This is a genomic window from Nonomuraea aridisoli, from assembly GCF_003236395.1.
Classification (GTDB): Bacteria; Actinomycetota; Actinomycetes; order Streptosporangiales; family Streptosporangiaceae; genus Nonomuraea; species Nonomuraea aridisoli.
The window spans coordinates 81,204-98,753 of sequence record NZ_POUD01000004.1 but is presented as its reverse complement, the minus strand read 5'-3'; the positions used below and the strand labels follow the sequence as shown (position 1 = coordinate 98,753).

Annotated in this window: 11 protein-coding genes and 1 pseudogene; 6 read left to right on the top strand and 6 right to left on the bottom strand. The window is 65.1% G+C overall.

From position 1 onward, the window contains the following. Positions 1 to 189: 189 nt before the first annotated feature. The 4 genes and pseudogenes from C1J01_RS53640 to C1J01_RS51080 all read right to left on the bottom strand — a co-directional run. Positions 190 to 489 (bottom strand): annotated as a pseudogene (locus C1J01_RS53640) (site-specific integrase); the annotation flags it as partial. A gap of 617 nt (positions 490 to 1,106) precedes the next feature. Beyond that, positions 1,107 to 6,374: a helix-turn-helix domain-containing protein gene (locus C1J01_RS02160; RefSeq protein WP_146615447.1), complete on the bottom strand. Its 5,268-nt coding sequence runs from the start codon at positions 6,372 to 6,374 to the stop codon at positions 1,107 to 1,109. 735 nt (positions 6,375 to 7,109) lie between these two features. Continuing rightward, a complete protein-coding gene (locus C1J01_RS02155; RefSeq protein ID WP_111175358.1) occupies positions 7,110 to 7,607 on the bottom strand; it encodes a tyrosine-type recombinase/integrase in 498 nt (165 codons plus the stop codon). A gap of 3 nt (positions 7,608 to 7,610) precedes the next feature. Then, positions 7,611 to 7,817, bottom strand: a complete 207-nt coding sequence (locus C1J01_RS51080) for a site-specific integrase (RefSeq protein ID WP_146615446.1) — start codon at positions 7,815 to 7,817, stop codon at positions 7,611 to 7,613. 341 nt (positions 7,818 to 8,158) lie between these two features. Between C1J01_RS51080 and C1J01_RS02145 the strand changes: the two genes are divergently transcribed. Beyond that, entirely contained in the window at positions 8,159 to 9,385 is a 1,227-nt protein-coding gene (locus C1J01_RS02145; protein WP_111175382.1) for an IS701 family transposase, read from the top strand. A 114-nt stretch (positions 9,386 to 9,499) separates the two neighbouring features. Here C1J01_RS02145 and C1J01_RS02140 read toward each other — a convergent pair whose 3' ends face one another. Then, positions 9,500 to 11,221 carry a hypothetical protein gene (locus tag C1J01_RS02140; RefSeq protein WP_146615445.1) on the bottom strand — a complete coding sequence of 574 codons (1,722 nt, stop codon included), beginning with the start codon at positions 11,219 to 11,221 and terminating at the stop codon, positions 9,500 to 9,502. Between the two features lie 224 nt (positions 11,222 to 11,445). Here C1J01_RS02140 and C1J01_RS02135 point away from each other — a divergent pair, with 224 nt between their 5' ends. The 5 genes from C1J01_RS02135 (at position 11,446) to C1J01_RS02115 (ending at position 16,369) form a co-directional block, all read left to right on the top strand. Continuing rightward, entirely contained in the window at positions 11,446 to 14,076 is a 2,631-nt protein-coding gene (locus C1J01_RS02135) for a TOTE conflict system archaeo-eukaryotic primase domain-containing protein (RefSeq protein ID WP_181448527.1), read from the top strand. A gap of 108 nt (positions 14,077 to 14,184) precedes the next feature. Then, on the top strand, positions 14,185 to 14,430 hold the full coding sequence (locus tag C1J01_RS02130) for a hypothetical protein (protein ID WP_111175350.1): 246 nt from the start codon (positions 14,185 to 14,187) through the stop codon (positions 14,428 to 14,430). Next, on the top strand, positions 14,427 to 14,816 hold the full coding sequence (locus C1J01_RS02125; RefSeq protein ID WP_111175348.1) for a type II toxin-antitoxin system VapC family toxin: 390 nt from the start codon (positions 14,427 to 14,429) through the stop codon (positions 14,814 to 14,816). The genes C1J01_RS02130 and C1J01_RS02125 overlap by 4 nt, the downstream gene beginning before the upstream one ends. Before the next feature lie 66 nt (positions 14,817 to 14,882). Continuing rightward, a complete protein-coding gene (locus C1J01_RS02120; protein ID WP_111175346.1) occupies positions 14,883 to 15,197 on the top strand; it encodes a hypothetical protein in 315 nt (104 codons plus the stop codon). Between the two features lie 5 nt (positions 15,198 to 15,202). Continuing rightward, on the top strand, positions 15,203 to 16,369 hold the full coding sequence (locus tag C1J01_RS02115) for a hypothetical protein (RefSeq protein ID WP_111175344.1): 1,167 nt from the start codon (positions 15,203 to 15,205) through the stop codon (positions 16,367 to 16,369). 828 nt (positions 16,370 to 17,197) lie between these two features. On the opposite strand, the gene C1J01_RS51855 is transcribed toward C1J01_RS02115, so the two are convergent. Beyond that, a complete protein-coding gene (locus C1J01_RS51855) occupies positions 17,198 to 17,305 on the bottom strand; it encodes a DUF397 domain-containing protein (RefSeq protein ID WP_235854193.1) in 108 nt (35 codons plus the stop codon). Positions 17,306 to 17,550: the final 245 nt, after the last annotated feature.

The following is a 17,550-nucleotide window of genomic DNA, read 5'->3' as shown; positions in this document are numbered from 1 at the left end:
TGGCGTTGGTAAACAACGCTGAGCTGCACAGATGGCACTGAAAGATCTTGTTCGGTAATGATCGACACGCAATTCCCCGGGACTTTTAATCCGTAGGTTCCGGGTTCGAGCCCCGGGCGCCCTACCACTCTGACCTGCAGATTCGCCTCACCCCTTGATCAAAGAATCAAGAGGTGGGTCATAGCTGGGTCACGCCTGGGACAAACCGACACCGCGACACCTTTCCGGCAAAGGCGCTACGTGGCGGTCGACTCGTGGAACGACGCCGAAACTGGGTCGTCCGTTTCTGTAGCCTTTGACCTGTTCTTCGCGCTGTGGTGAGGACCAGGCGTGCCGCGGCCTCCGCCGCCGCGTGATGGAGTTCGGGCAGAACGAGGTGTAAGTGTCGGAGGTCAGCACGATGCTGGCGTGCCCGAGCTGTCCCTGGACAGTACGCAGGTTCACGTGCGCGGCCAACGCTGTGGAGGCGGCGCCGTGTCGTAGGTCGTGCGTACAGCAGTGCTGGCGGCAGGCCGCTGGCTTTCACCAAACCAGAACCGGTAGGTCAGGTAGTCCGGGCGTATCGGGCTGGCCGCCAGCGCGGGCAAACGCCCAGCCGCCAGTGTCGAGGTCCTGCACGTGCTGGCGTTGCTGATGGCAGCGTAGGAGACGGACCGCTTCGGTATCCAAGGCGATCGTGTGCTGGATCGCCTCGCTCTTGCAGGAAGCAGCCCAGGTCGGAGGCTCGCTCGAATGCTGGGTCAAGATCTCCTGCTGAAGGATTCCCAGACCGTGGAAGCAGCGACCTAAGACTGAGCGTGGTGAGTGCACCATGCACTCGCCGATAGCCCCAGGATGCGTTCTCCCGACTCAGGCGCAGGGTGAGTACGCCGATGGAGCGGACGGTCGGCGAGCGCCCACGGCGTCGGCCGGCAGGTACGGGTATGTTGATGCTTCACCAACTCGCGGTGCCAGCGCAGGACGGTGTCCGGGCGGAGGACAAGCCGGACTCGGCGCAGGACCGCTCCCCTGGGCACGCTCGGCTCGACAAAGCGGAACCCCGCGCTGACGAGAATTGTGTTCTTGGGCCCACAGCTACGGCCACTGTGGCCGCGCCCTCGAAATCACTACTCGTCCAGTTGCTGAAGGCTCACCGCAGCTCGATCGCCAGCGGCGGCCAGGCCGTCGACGATCCGGTGGTAGCGGCTCCTAATGCCCCCGACGATCACACCACGGTTGCGGAGTTCCGCCAGCCATTCCTCCAGGAACCAGAGACGATTGGCGAAGAGAGCATAGCGCTGGTCGATGATCGACTCGATCCAGGCCAGCGCGGTTGTCGCTTGCCACTGTCGCGGTGCGCTCTTCGCGAAGATGATCACGGCCTCGGCGGCTTTGGGCTCCCAGCGGGCGAGGCGTAGCCAGCGGTCCGCAAGCTGACCTAGAGCGTCGGGCTGAAGCCAGTTTTCGCGGCATCGAGCGAAAGTGCCATCGATGTCCGGGTCCGACATCCTTGCGTTCGGGGTGGGGAGCAGGGCCGCAGTCATGTAGTCGAACGAATGATGACGCTGCGCGCGCAGCCCGGCTCCGTCACCAACGGCATCAAGAGCGACCTCCAGCGCCCACGGCCAGAAATCGACCATGGATCGTCGAAGCTGCTCATCGTAGGTGAAGACAGTGCCGAATCCGCTGAAGAGCATGTGCAGAGCGTTGGAGTCTGCGGCGAAATGCTCGATGTGAGCCCTGATGGGGTCTCGGTCGCCATCCAATGCGATCGTGATCATTCGCTGGGCGATCGGCTCGTGGTGGATGTGCGCGTGATGGTCGTATCCCTCCTCCCACCAATGGGCGAGACCTCTGCGGTGGGCGTCCCAGAGCGGCGCCCAGAGATCGCCGACCGCATCCTGAAGGCACGGCACGCGTCTGGCGTCGACCATGCACGCCAACGGCATCCGCAGCCGATTGACCATGAGCTGTCCGTCGGCAACGGCCGGGAGCGACTCGTGGAATGGCGCTGGCAGCGGATCAGGCTCCCGCTGCTGCGTTTCTTGGTTCCACGGCCCTAGCCTGCAGTCGATCAGTCCCGCAGTCGCGGCGATCCACGCTGGTCCGTGCCGGCGACATGGGGCCGAGCCTTCGTCGATGTCGCACGGGATGGCCCAAATCGGCTCGCAGCCCTTGACGTAGATCGCACGTACCTCATCGAAGAGGCTTGTGGCGAGGGACCGCAGACAGTTCTCAACACGCGGCCGGTCTAGATCTAGGTTGTCGAATGTCTCGAGGAGAAGTAGTGGAGCGGCCGCAGCCGCAGCACGGTCGGCCCCCATTGAGAACCATGTCCCGCTGTAGGTCATCTCATCAGTTCGTGGGTTCTCGGCAGCCCAGATCACAGCGTCAATCGCCCAGGTCAGGCTCGATATATCCAACCTCGCGCGTCCCAGAGCGTGGGCTCGCACTGCTGCCGCGGCGACGGCCACGAGGCCGTTCTCCGGCCATAGCGCTTCTTCTGGGATTCGCTCGTCCTCGACGAGCTTACGTGCGGTTGCAAGATCTTCTTCGAGGTTTTCGACAGGCCAGCTTTCGGGGGCATCGTTGTAGCGCCCGTAGCGGTTTTGGAGGCCGAGTAGAGCGTTTCCTCTCTGAAGATCGGCGCTGCGGGACTCGAGTACTTGGTCGATGCGTTCGGGTCGCTCGAACCGGATGACGATCTGGTCCCCGTCTCGGCTGGCTCGATAGTTCTCGATGCGAAACTCCTCCGCCCAGCTCTCGATCATCGCGAGGTAGGCGTCCTGATCGCCTTCGACGTCGGCGAGCTCGGTGCGGGCACTCTCGATAAGTTGGATGCCGACTGCCTGGAGTTGAGCGAGTCGATCCTCATCGTCAGAGAGCCGAGCGTTAATCACCATCGCGCTGACGGTCTCATGGAAGGTGTGCCGACGCCGGTCAGCCCCGGTCAAGTTGTCGGCATCCGCATCTCGTCCTCGAAATCCGAAGTCACCGGTAACGCGATTGGTCTCAAGGTGCCAGACGGCTGGGGAGGCAAGGAAAGGATCAAGGAGGGTGCCAGCCACCTCCCGATGTCGAGTCAAGAAGCCCACCACGAGTCCAGGCACCGCGAGGTTGTGGCAGTGGCGAAGGAGAAGTTCGACGATCGTTTGGGCTGGGACGTTCAGCTGCTCCAGGAGGTGGCCAATGAAGCGCTCCAGCGCGAGAAGCGCGCTCGTACATGCACGCGGTCCGACGCTCGTGCCGCGATACCATGCCCAGACGTGGCCGTCGCCGACATAGAGCCGACCACCGACCCCGGGCAGATCGAGGTATACGCCCTCAGGCTCAGCGGAGCGGTCGCCGTGAGCGGTCAACTGTTCAACCCGGAACTTGGCGGCGTGATCAAGCATCCGGTTGATGAAGCCAATGGCGTCCACCGGGATCGTATTGAGCAGGCGGAAGAAGGGACCGTAGTGCCAGGCAGCCTGCGGTACCGCGAACCCGGGGGTAAGTCCGTGACGGAAGTCCCGAATGCCATCGTCGAGGGGAGAGCCGCCGCCCCAGCGATCACGTGGATCGGGGCGTTCGATGTAGTAGGCCTCAGCGAGATCCAGCAGCAGCTTAGGCCGCTCCTGCGACATGCTGACTGCGACGATCGCCGACTCCACCGCGGGGTTGAGGTCTCCCGGCCTGTCCGTGGCCACTTCGCGGAGCCACGCCTCCGCTCGGTCGTCGAGATCCGGCCCCAAGGAGGCGAGCGCCTCCACGGCGAAGTCGTCGTAGAACGGCGGGGCGCTGTCGAGGATTACGTCGCGAACCTCTTGACGCAGAGGATGTGACGGTCGGCGGGTACTCGCCATACCGCGGAGCCAAGCCAGGACGAGGTATTGGACGGCCTCATGCATGGCTCGACTGCCGAGCCCCGGTCCGCGCTCGATCGTGGGCCGCTCGCAGAAGACCACCTTCACGAGTGGTGCGAGCGCATAGGCGTCGCCCATCGTGCCGGTCACATATCTGGTCCGGGCGAGGCGGAGCAGGGTCCCAAGGCCAGCACAGCTGTCTTCCGTCAAAGGCCCCCAGAGTTCGCGGATGGCCGACTCCGCGTCTCCGAGAGCCAGAAGGGCTTCATACGGCACCTCCGACCACCTATCGCCGTGAACATCGGCGATCTCACCGAAGGTCGTCGACAGACTCAGCCAGCCACTCGAGTCGTCGCGGTGAAGCAATGCGGCCTGGCACCCGAGGCGAGCCGCGCGGATCGACCAGCGTGGGGCGCCAGCCGAAGCAAGGAGATCCCATCCGTGCGCGATGAAGAGACGACAGAGTGCGAAGTCACGGAACAGATCGGTTGCGAATTCATCGCCTGGCGAAAAGGCGGGATTGTTGGGCACCCGAAGGACGCCGTCCGAGCGCAGCTCAGCGGAGCTGCTGCCATGAGGAGGTTGGCCGGCGATGCCGAGAGCATGTTTGGCCACGCTCAGGGCGGCCTGTTCACGATCATCTGGGGATGCGGTACCTGGGGCATGGATCTCGTCCCGACGGATGAGACTGCGCCACACCGCGGAAAACACGTCCGCCTCGCATAGCAGGTCGGCTGGATCGAGAGCCGCGCCCGTCCGGAGCAGCACGTCGACAAGACCTGGTCGGCCAAGAAGCCACCCCGCGCGCGGGTCGTCATCCAGACGAGCGAGGGCAGCGAAGGCCACCGGAAGGGCTTGACGCTCTTCGTGGGTCAGCGGCGGCACCACATACTCGGCCGGGACTCCGCCAGATTGAGCCAGCTCTACGGCTCGAGCCAGCTCGTCGCGAACCTGGCGGGAGCCATCGCCGCGCGTGACGGCAACCACGCCGAAGCCAGCCCTCAGCGCGGCTGTGGCGACTGTCCGGAAAACCTGGCCCTTACCTTCGAGAACAGACTCCGCGCCATCGATCAGAAGGAGACGGATGGGCTGCACTTCCCCAGTTGCCATCACCTCGTCGACAGCGGATCCACCCAACTGGGTCTCGAGGTCGGCTGGGGCATGGGGGAGATCGCGCAAGCTGAGACTGGAGACGGCGGCGCCCTCCATTTCGAGGTTCTCGACCGCGCGTAGTGACAAGGCGGACTTTCCGACGTCTGGATCGCCGGTGACCACAAGAGCGCCGGCGGACACGCCCGCCGATCGCATGGCCTGGATGAGGCTCGATCTTTCTTTGGCGCGCTCCAACTCCAGCGACTGCGACGCCGACCGCAGCGCCGGCCGAATCGACTCGCGCAGACGAACGCCGAGCCGATCCAACGTCTCCCACGCGCTGGCGAACCTGACGGATCTCGCTAGCGAGTAGGAGCTCAGGCTCCGGCGGATCACCGATTGCGTCAGCACCGAGCCTTGCGGCGCCCATCCCCCCACCAGCTCTTCGATTCGGGAGAAGAGTGCGTCGGCAGCGGCGGGCGTGCCGTCGCGAATCATGCGCTGCAGAGTGTTGACCGCTGTTGTCCGATCTACTCGGTCCGTCCTTTCCAGACGCAGGTTTCGTGTACTGAGACTCCAGAGGAGTCGCCAGGTCAGCTCCTCTACGCCCAATCCGCTGGTCGAGGCGAGTCCTGTCGATGCCTGCTGAACCAGGTCCTTGATGTGGGTATGCCGGCTGCGAATCTCGGTATTCGTTCGCCCCGGCTGCGTCAAGCGATCCGCCAGAGCAGCCGCGTCAGGAAGAGCGCGAGCAAGCTCCGCGAGTTCAGCGAGCTGTGTTATCGCATTGGCGTTCGTTGATACCGCGAGTACGATCCGCCACCGCCCCGAAGCCGCCTCGGGCCAATGGTCCGTGACGACCGTCAAGAAGTCGCGGATCAGGGGAACCGACGCGCTATCGCTTGAGGTGAGCGCAGGGTTCCTGCGCACGGCAATCGAGGAGCGGTGCATCTCGCCGTGAGAGTCGCGCCCTTCGATGAGGATGTCGTCGACATCGCTCAGATCGCTTGCCTGAAGTCGAATGGTGTCGACGGATACGGCATCGCCAAGCTCGGGCAGGGCTTCACCCGCGAGGAATCCGGCAATCAGACACGCCGCGTAAGAGTGCTCCAAGCGGACGCCACCGCCGCCCGTCGAGTACGGACTGGATCCAGCCGAAGGCACTGCGCTGATAGGCGTTGTCTCCTCGAGCCAGGCGCTGATCGAAGGGTTGGAGACCGCAAGCTGCCACAAGATGGCTTTCCCTGATCTCTTCGAGATGGCGAACCCGGCATCTGACAGTGTGGCCAGCGCGGTGTTCGCTGTGGTCGGGGAAACGCCCAGAGCAGTTGCGACCTTTCGGCCGGAGAGCGGGACGGTGCTCTCGGCAAGTATCTCGAGGGCGCCGTATGCGCTCTCGCTGAGCGTTGCCCGAAGCGTCTCTCCCGCCGTTGCCATCACACGAGCGTAGCGCTTCATGTCCAATTCTGCTGGACATGGACGGCGCTACTGTTCCGATCGCGCAATGACCTCGGGTATTCATTCATGAGAGTTGGGCGATCACCTCAAACGGCATAAAAGGTGCACCGGACATGCGGGGATGCGCATGTTGACGTCGCAACCGGCAAGGCGGCAATCGGGTGCACCTATCAGGTGAACACTCCGGGATGAGACCTCCGGCTGTCTGTGACCGCGGAAGGAAGGAGACAGGTCGGGCACAGGGGCGCGATACTTCCTACGCCGCTGGCGCCGCCCGACGGGATCGCCTACCGGACTGAGACCGCGGCATCGCGCTGGTCCAACTGGCCATCATCCTGGGAGCCAGGAGCGTGCGACAGATCACCATGTTGTTCCACCAAGCACCGCTGTTCGGCGCGCCACCTTCCGACCGAGCCATGAACCTCGACGCCCACGAGTGGACAGCCTGGCGAAGACGCTACCCAGGGGCTATTCGACCACAGCACCGAAACGGTCGCCGCACATGTGTTGGCCACCGGCTCAGACAACGCGATATACCTACGATCGATCATGGTTCTCGTAAAGATGCTGACGAGAGCTCTTGTTTTAAGTCCGTAGGTTCCGACTTCAAGCCCCGGGCGCCCTGCCACTCCGACCTGCGATTTCACTCCACATCTTGATCAAAAATCAGGAGGTGGTCATAGCTGGTTCACGTCTGGGACAAACAGACACCAGGAGACTTATATGGCACCACGCTCAGCATGGCGGCCGGTTCATGGGGCGACGTTGGAGCTGCAGTGTCCGCTTCCGTAGCCGGTGACCTGTTTTTCGTGCAGTGGTGAGGACCAGGCGTGCCGTGGCCTCCGCCGCCTCGTGATGGAGTTCGGGCAGGACCGAGGTGTAAGTGTCGGAGGTCAATACGATGCTGGCGTGCCCGAGCTGCCCCTGCACTGTGCGCAGGTCCACGTGCGCGGCCAATGCCGTGGAGGCCGCACCGTGCCGCAGGTCATGGAGCCGTACCGGTGGCAGTCCGCTGGCTGTCACCAAGTACCGGAACCGGTAGGTCAGGTAGTCCGGGCGTATCGGCTGGCCGTCGGTGCGGGTGAACACCCAGCCAGCGCTGTCAAGCCGGCTCAGGTGCTGGCGTTGCTGGTGCCGACGCAGCAGGCGGATCGTCTCGGTGTCCAAGGCGATCGTGTGCTGGCTCGCCTCGCTCTTGGGCGGGACGACTCGTAGCTGGCCGTTGACGTGGATGAGTTACTGCATGACGGTCAATTCGCGGGTCTCCAGGCTGATGTCCACCCACCGCAGCCCGGCGAGCTCGCCGCGGCGCAGACCGCGCAGCGCGGCCAGCCACCACAATGGATACAACACGTCCTCGCGAACGTAGTTCAGGAACGCCGTCAATTGTTCGGTTGTCCACACCGCCATCACCGGCCGCTGGCCCGTGGCCTGCCACGCCACCACCCGGCTCCGGGTCCAGACCTGGGCATGGGGACGCCGGGCTCGCGGCAGACGCAACCGGCGTGCCGGGTTCGTATCAATCAGACCTTCGCGGACTGCCTCGTTAAGTGCCGCCCGCAAGGTGGCGTGGACCCGCTGCACAGTGGACGGCGACAGCGCCTTGCCGTACCGATTACGCCGCTTAGTACTCCAGCGACACTTCGCGATCTTGAGGGGTTGGGGTCACATGGCGACGGCCACCGCGTGATCATTCGAAGTTTGTGAGGACTACAAAAGATCGTGCGGTGGCCGCGAGCCACAGCGTAGACCCTGATGGCTGGATGGTCATCTTCAACGAGCTGATGGCCCGGATCGCCTCTCGGTTCGGCCGGGTCGAACCGCGTCGCGCCGCTGGGGCTTACGTGCGCGGGCTGCTGGCCGACATCGACCGCAAGAACTGCTGGAACCTGGCCGAACACGCCGCACTGATAGGTCCGCAGACGCTGCAGCGGCTGCTGCGCACCGCCCGCTGGGACGCCGACGCCGTGCGTGATGACGTGCGCGCTTTCGCCGTCGACCGGCTCGGCCCCGGCGGCGTGCTGATCGTGGATGAGACAGGCTTCGTCAAGAAGGGCGCCCGCTCAGCCGGAGTGCAACGGCAATACAGCGGCACCGCGGGCCGGATCGAGAATTGCCAGGTAGGGGTATTCCTCGCCTACGCCACCCCGGCCGGGCGGGCACTGCTGGACCGGCGGCTCTACCTGCCCGAACACACCTGGCTGGCCGACCCCGGCCGCTGCCAGGCCGCCGGTGTTCCGGACGAGACCGCCTTCGCCACCAAGCCCGCCCTGGCCACGGCGATGCTTCTGGCCGCGCTTGAGGCCGGCGTGCAAGCGGCCTGGGCGACGGGTGATGAGGTCTACGGCCAAGACCCGCGTCTGCGTGCCGCCCTAGAAACGCGCCGGACGGGCTATGTGCTGGCCATCGCCGGTAACCGGCGCGTCGAACTGAAGGGCGTCCCACTGAGCGCGGCTGAGGTCGCGGCGCGGGTGGACGATCAGCACTGGCACCGCTACCGCGCCGGTCAGGGGGCGAAAGGCCCACGCTGGTACGCCTGGGCCTGGGCCCGCATCGACGAAGGCCAGGCCGACGATTATCGGTGGCTGCTGATCCGACGCAACCTGACAACCGGTGAACTGGCGTTCTACCGCTGCTACGCCCCCGACCGGCAGCCACTCATGGCCCTGGTCAAGATCGCGGGTATCCGGTGGGCGGTGGAGGAGTCCTTCCAAGCCGCCAAAGGACAGGTCGGCCCGGACCACTACCAAGTGCGCGGCTGGACACCCTGGCACCGGCACATCACTCATGCCATGCTCGCCCTGGCGCTGCTGGCAGCCATCGCCGCCGCCCAACCCCCCACCACCGACGACCGCGTCCCGCTCACCCTGCCCGAGATCCGCCGGCTCCTGGCCTCACTCGTCCTGACCCGGCGCCTTTCTACCGCGCACGTTCTGCGCTGGTCAGACTGGCGCCGCCACCACCAAGCAACAGCCCGACGCTGTCACTACCAGCGCAGATCCGAACCATGATCACAAAGTGTCACTGGAGTACTAGGTCCACTGGTCAGCCTGCTGATGAGAAGCCCGCCATGACGACCTCGACCGCGACTGTCGAGAGCCCCGTTGCCGGTCGGGGTCTTCGGATCACTCATCGCCAAGCAGGCTGGCGACGCGGGCGAGGACGGTGAGCTGTTCCTTCGCGAGTGCTGTGGATTCGGGGGCGTTGAGGGTTCCGTCCGCATGAGGATGCAGCCCGAGTAGTGTGCCTCGGACTGGGACGGATAGTTGCGACAGATCCTGGATACGCCCCCGCAGATGATCCTCCGCCGCGGTCAGGATGTCTGTGCCCCACCGCTCGACCACCTGCTCGCTGGTGTCTACGGTCACGTACTCATCCTCGCCGGTAAGCGCGCCATCGTCGGCCAGCATATCGAGCATGCCATCGAGCTGGGACTTGCCGTCTGCGAGATGAAGCTGGCGGGTGATCGGATCGTAGGAGGCGATCAGGCAGTGGTCGCCGCGGCGCAGCAACGACTCCTCCAACCCGCCTTCCCACGTCGATCGCTCCAACTCCACCCAACCGGCGCCCAGTAGCTCCATCTCCAAGCAGTCCAAGACGCTGTCCGGATCGTGATCGGTGCCACCGGCCCCGTACAACCGCTGGTAGCTCTCACCTGCCCGACCACCGTCCTGGTCGGCCACCTCAGCGACATCACCGGTAGTGACAATCGCCGCGAGCAACTCGGCTGCTTCTGGAAAGTCGGCGACGGGACAACCGTCTCGGTGGCACCAGTTCTCTCCCGGACACGCCAGAATCACCCGATCCACCGCGTCCACCACGTCCGTACCATGGACGGAACGGCTCACGCACAGCAGGTAACTATGCAGTGGACCAGGCTCAGCGATCAGGCCTTCGGTGCCGTGCAGGGCCCCTCCGTACACGTACACGATGAGTCCGCTCCTGCCTACACCCGCCCAGCCGGCGACGGCCGCGCGGGCAGTGGCCAGTATGTGCGCATCCGCGCCGGGGTCCCATCCGTCCAGCACCCATCGGACGCTGTGGCGCCAGTCCCCCGCGGCCCCGAGGGCAATGGCGAAACTCTCACGATCTCGAGGCGTGTTGTCGGTGACCGGCAGCCCTCCAAGCGTCGCCAAAGTGGCCAGCAGCTCGCTCGCCACTCCCGGATCCTGTGCCGCCTGCAACGACTTCGCCGGTTCGACCGCCCACCAGCGCCTGCCCGCGGGAATCAACGCCTCGTTGGCCTCCGCGTCGATCGGAACAGTCGTGGCGGGCCCGCGCTCGCCAGTGACACCCAGGAGCGTGCACAGAGCCACCTCCCATTCCCCGATCCCCCCAGGCAGCATGGCCAGCTCCGGCCTCTCCGGGTCAGAAGCAGGCAGGAGAACAGTCACATTGCCGAGCTCGGCCAGGGCGCCCACCACCAGAGGCCGCTCAGGGAAAGCTTCCGGATCAAGCGCGTCAGCCCCGGGCTCCGATCGTGGCTTGCCATGCCGGTCCAGACGCGGAATCCATGATGGACGCTGCTGCTGCCGCCACTGGATGCGATCCAACGTGGTCAACAATTCCCGCTTGGTTGGATTCGAGCGAAGAAAGCCCGCGGCGGGCCGTACCAAAGTCTCCAGATCCGCTTTGCGAAGTTCCTCCGGATGCTCAGGCACGTCAATGAACACCTCTGGCACGACCAGCTGAGCGAAACGCGCTTGCACCGCAGCGGTGAACTTCGCCGCGAAGTCACCCGCTGCGGATTCGAACGCTTTTCTCATCGGCTCCAAATCAACGCGGTCCCCTACGAGGCTGTCCATCATCGAAAGCAGCACTTCGTTCTGGTTGTATGGGCTGAGCATGACCACGACCATAACGGCCGACGCCAACACGGACATGCCCTTCGCGCCAATGCGCCACTGGTTACGGTCCTGAGGGGGTCGACGCCGCTGTTTGGCGTCTCATCCCGGCGTGCCCCCTGCATGCGGACTGTCCGATGCGAGCCGCGCCCGAGTGTCGGAACCTTGAAAACGGTCACCTCAGGTGGGCGCTTGGATGCATGGCGGCAATCACGCAGGATAGGTCCGTGGACTTGTGGGCCGAATGGAACGACCCGGTTGAGCTTCGGATGCGGCTGGACGCTGCGTTGGTCGAGATCGCAGAGCTGCGTGAGGAGAATGACCGGCTCAGTCAACTTCTCCGGCAGCAAGCCTCAGCCTCGATCGGGCGCGGCCCCATCGGACCTGATCGAGGCTCCGCTATACCCGGCAAACTGTCACAGAATGGCTTGCCGTACGCGGACGCGGCTTCACCTCCGTCCGAGAAGCTCGCCTTGTTCAAGACGTTGTTCGTCGGCCGCCGCGATGTGTACGCGACCCGCTTCTTCAGCCGCAAGTCCGGACGGCACGGGTGGAGCCCTGCGGAGAAGGAGTTCTGGCGTAAACGGGACGACGCCGAGCGGGAGTTTCTGCCGCTGACAGACGAGGTTCTCATCACGCACCTGAGCCGACCCGCCGATGGGCGCGACGGCCATGTCGGGCTGTATCCGATGCTGCCCGACGACACTTGCCAGTTGCTGGTATGCGATTTCGACGGCGTGGGCTGGCAGGGCGACGCCGCCGCCTACGCAGATGCCTGTACGCGGGCGGGCATCCATACGGCGGCGGAGATCTCCCGGTCCGGAGCCGGCGCCCACGTGTGGGTGTTCTTTACCGAGCCCGTCCTGGCCGCCTCAGCACGGACCATCGGCATGGGACTGTTGCGGGAGGCGATCGACCAGCGCGGGATGATGTCGCTGGCCAGCTATGACCGGCTGTTCCCCGCGCAGGACTCGCTGCCGGTCAAGGCGGCGGCTCGGTTCCGGTTCGGGAATCTGATCGCGCTGCCGTTGCATGGTGGTAGCCGGGAGCAGGGCACAACACTGTTCTGCGACCTGTGCACCTGGCAGCCGTATGAGGATCAGTTCGCGTTCCTGTCCGGTGTGCGCCGGCTACGTCCGGTCGAGGTGGATGCGCTGGTGAAGCGGTTCGGCCAGATCGACGCCGGGCCGTCGACGTCGGGCAGGTTGCCGGCCAAGCCGCGTAGGGGCGCGCTGGGTGTCGCTCCTCAACGGGTGCAGGCGCGGCTTGGTGCCATGCTGGCGATCTCGACCGACGGCCTGCCTGCGCCGCTGATCGCCGCTTTCAAACACCTGGCCGCCTTTCATAACCCAGAGCTCTACCGGCGGCAGTCGATGCGGTACTCGACCTTCGCCACCCCGCGATTCGTACGCTGCTTCGACGACAGCGACCCCGACTGGCTACGACTCCCACGAGGGCTGGCGGAGCAAGCGGAACATCTGATTGCGGCAGCGGGCGGCGCCATCGAGATCACCACCACGGTGCCGGACCATGACCCGATCGCGGTGCGTTTCACCGGTGAGCTGACGAACGTACAGGACGAGGCGGTCACCGCAATGGCCAAGCACCTCACGGGAGTCCTGATGGCGCCGCCCGGCGCGGGCAAGACCGTGATGGCCTGTGCACTGATCGCCCGGCACCAAGTACCCACTGCGATCATCGTGAACCGCGCCGAACTGCTCGACCAATGGAAAGAACGACTGGCGACGTTCCTCGACCTCGACGGAGCGCAGGTGGGCGCCAAGGGCAAGGGCAAGGACAAGCGGCACGGAGTCGTCGATGTGATCATGCTGCAGTCCGTTGCCCACCGCGACGCCGACCCATCGCTACTGAACGCGTACGGCATGGTCATCGTCGACGAATGTCACGCGGTCGGTGCTCCGGCCGCCGAAGCCGCCATCCGTCAGGTGGCCGTGAAGCGCTGGATCGGGCTCTCGGCGACGCCATACCGGGCCGACCAGATGGACGCGCTCATTACAATGCAGTGCGGACCGATCCGGCATGAGATCACCCCTGACGTGTCGTTCGCCCAGCGGCTCATTGTTCACGCGACCGGCTTCAGCACCGAGGAGATCGGAAACGACGGCGCCTCTTTCCAAGCGATCTACGGCGAACTGGCCGCGAACGCGACTCGGACCACCCAGATTGCCGCCGACGTCGCGGACGCGGCGAGCCGGGGCAGGAACAGCCTGATCTTGACCAATCGGATGGAACACCTCCAATGCCTGGCCGCGGCCCTGGAGGACAAGGGCGTGGCCGCGACGCTCCTGCACGGGCGGCTCAACGCCGCAGAACGCGACCACGTCCGCACCCGCCTTGCCGATATCAAAGCAGGCCCGCTGGCGCTCCTGGCCATCGACAAGGTCGCAGGGGAGGGATTCGACCTGCCCCGACTGGACGCCCTGTTCCTGGCGATGCCGATCTCGTTCAAAGGCAAGGTGATCCAGCACGTCGGCCGGATCATGCGAGAAGCCGCCGCCAAGCACGACGTCGAGGTACACGACTACCTTGACGCACAAGTCCCACAGTTGGAGCGCATGTACGGCAAGCGGCGCCGCACCCTCACCCGCCTCGGCTTCACCACCACAACATCCGGCTCAGATGGGCACCCACCGGCCACCGACACTCCCCCGCGCCCTTTCCCGCCGAAGACGTCAGCAGAGATCGCGCAGCCAAGCGACCAGCAGCCGACCCCATCGCAAGTGCGCGCATGGGCTCGTGAACAAGGATTGCCGGTCGCCGACCGCGGCAGACTCCGCCCCGAGATCTGGAAAGCCTGGCATGCCGCCGCCGGCACCACGCCAGGGGAGAATCCCTGATTCTGCGAAAACCGCAGAAGGACGCTGGCCATCGGCCAGAGTGAAGCTCGGCCACCAGTTACGCTGGAGGTGCAACTCAGGCACCGCGACGGAGGGAGTCGAGCGACGGTGAGCGTGGACCTCGAACATGAGCCCATTCATGACCTCGCCCGCCGGGTCATCCGGCTGGCCGAGGAAACACAGCACGCCGCTCAAGTGCTCGAACGCCGCCTGGATGCGCTGGAACGCCGCTCCGAAGCCGCCGGCAGGGCCGAACGCATTTTGAGCGTTGCCTCCGGCATGCGGACCCACCTCGGTCGAGACCGACTGTCCGTTGAAGATCTGTACGACCCGGACACCGGTCTTCCCGCGTGATCATCGACTCCAGCGCCATCATTGCCGTCATTAACGGTGAGCCAGAGGCCATCCCATTCGCTCACACCATCGCCGCAAACGTGTGTCGCATCTCGGCCGTCAACTACGTCGAAGCGGCCATCGTGGCGGACAACCGTGGTGAGGCCATACGCACCGCCTTCGACACGCTCATTGATGAGATGGGCCTCATCATCGAGCCGGTAACACCCCATCAGGCCAGGATCGCTCGCCGGGCGTACCAGACCTACGGCAAGGGCAACAACTCCAAGGCCAAGCTCAACATGGGCGACTGCTTCGCCTACGCCCTCGCCAAAGACCTCGACCAGCCTCTGCTCTTCAAAGGCGAGGACTTCCCGCACACCGACATCACCCCCGCCCAGCCCTGACGGTCCAGCATGCCCTCTGCCCAAGCGTGATCGCCAGGGTTCCTCGCGGGAGTATCGTGTGCTTCTGTGACTCGCCGTCCCTCTGACGACCATCTGGATGAGCTGATCGAGCAGGCGATCGTGGACGCCTACGGCGATGACGAACAGCTCTCTGGCTTCCATTTGATGATCGGCGACAACCTGGCGATGCCGTTCGAGACGACCGTGCTCGGCCTGCCGGTCACCGTCACCGCGATCGACTTTCAGGTCGGAAGTGGCATCGTGGCGATCTGCCGCCATGGCGAGCACGAGCAAGCGATCGGCATCCTCGATCTGCCGCAGCCCGACCCACCACCGGCCGGGGCCGAATGGATCCACGCGTTCCGCCGCTGGGCTGGGTAAGGGCAGTGAGCGAATACCAGTACTACGAGTTCCTGGCCATCGACCGGCCGCTCACCGACCAGCAGCAGGCCGAGGTGCGCGCCCTGTCCACCCGGGCCCACATCACCGCCACCAGCTTCACCAACGAGTACCACTGGGGCGACTTCCGCGGCGACCCGGCCCGGATGATGGAGCGTTACTACGACGCCCACCTGTATCTGGCCAACTGGGGCACCCATCGCATCATGCTGCGCCTGCCCAAGGCCGTGCTCGACCCCAAGCAGGCCCAGCGCTACTGCGTGGGCGAGCAGGTCAGCGCCTGGACCAGCGGCGGACACCTCGTCCTCGACTTCACCAGCGAGGCAGAGGAGGAGTATTGGGAAGACGACGTCGAACGCTCGCTGTCGGCGATCGTCGGCATCCGCGCCGAGCTGGCCGCCGGTGACCTGCGGCCGCTCTATCTGGCCTGGTTGTCGGCGTATGGGACATGGGAGCGTGACGAGGACGCCTTCGACTACGAGGAAGAGGACGCGCTGGAGCCGCCCGTCCCGCCGGGGCTGGGTTCGCTCAGCGAGCCGCAACGGGCACTGGCCGACTTCCTGCGCCTGGACCAAGACCTGCTCGCGGCCGCCGCCGAAGCCAGCCCGCCGGCGCGACCCGTACAGCACGACTGGAAGGCCCTGACTGCCTGGATCGGCGCTCTGCCCGCCAAACGCAAGGACGCGTTGCTGCTGCGGGTGATCAAGGAGGACGCCGCGAGCGTCCGCTGGGAACTGCTGCGCGAGTTCGGCGGCGAAACCACCGGCCAGAAGACGGAGACGGGGCGGACGGTCGCCGAACTGCTGGACGCCGCCGCCGCCCGCCGCCACGTACGCGAGCAGCAGGAAACCGCCCAGCGCGCCGAAGAGCAGGCCCGACGGGAACAGGAGCGACGACAAGCCAGGGAACTGCGCCTGAACCGGCTCGCCCAGGATCTCGACGCCGCGTGGGAGGTGGTGGAGACCTCCATCGCCACCAAGAAGCCCCGCGAATACGACCAGGCCGTCGAACTCCTGCGCGACCTGCACACCCTGGCCCTCCGCGACGAGCATGTCACCACCTTCACCCAGCGCCTCACCCACCTGCGGGAACGACACCAGGGCAAGCCCAGCCTCATCAAGCGGCTCAACGATGCGGGCCTCACAGCCGAGTAATCGGGGATTCCATGCCTATCGACCAGCGGTCCACATCAGCGAGATTCACCCAGCCACACTGCCCAGCCAGCCGAGAAGCGCACATGGCCAAGGGATGCCAACCGTTGCACGGTTGCTCATCGGATGCTCACCGGCACCTGATACGGCATGCCACCGGGCGGCATTCCCGGACACATTGAGCGCTGACAATGCATAACATCGCGACACAAAAGGACACGATTCAATAGTGGGTGGCATTGAGAACTGCGGCTTTTAATCCGTAGGTTCCGGGTTCGAGCCCCGGGCGCCCTACCACTCTATACCCCATCTGACCTGGGCTTTCTCGATTCTCGGCTCGTCTCCGAGAGGCGGAAACGGCCGAGATCATGCTCGTCACATGCTCTTCGGCACGCATCCGGCAGGCTGCCGGGCGTTCATCCGGGCAGGATGTCCGCTTTGGGCGGTCAGTCGTGGAGCCCCCCGACCCCGGCCGGTAAAGCCAGACCCACCAGAAGGCCAAGCGAAGCGCCCAAGCCGAACGGGTGGCGGGCGAGGCACGCCCGACTTGACTGAAGACCCTCCCAAGCACTGGCAAAGCCGCTCTCAGCCGTGATGATGCCCGTCACGGTTGCGCTGCCGCGCTGATGAACGAAGCAGCGCGTGATCGTTGGCAAGTCTCCTGGATCGATGGGGAGATCCATCGGTGTATTTCCCTGCCTTGGACAGGAGGGTGAAGTCGGAACCGAGTTATTGGGGCCAGACGTCTGCAGGACGGTCAGCTGGGAGCTTTGATGAGCCAAGGACTTTCGGTGAACACCGAAGGCCCTTGGCCCTCACTTCCGGTCGAGGCTAGAAGTCGAACTCGCCCTTTTTGGCACCATCGATGAACGCGGCCCAGACCGAGGGTGAGACCACGTAGGCGGGCAGGTCCGGATGCTCTGAGTCACGCAAGCCCACGCGGCCGTCAGCCAGAGGAGCCTGACGGCACAGCCAAGCCAGAGACCACGTCGGGCTCCCTTCGACAGCGACAGTCAGTGTGGTGACATACCTCGATGACAGCAGCCCTCGCGGCCACCCGTCAGTAACAGGACGTCACAGCACCGTGTGACGTGGTGTCACTGGCTACGGCCCGCGACGCCGCAGCTTGACAATGTGCGATCGCCGTGACGGCCGCCGGACACCGGCCGACGCATCCGCACGAC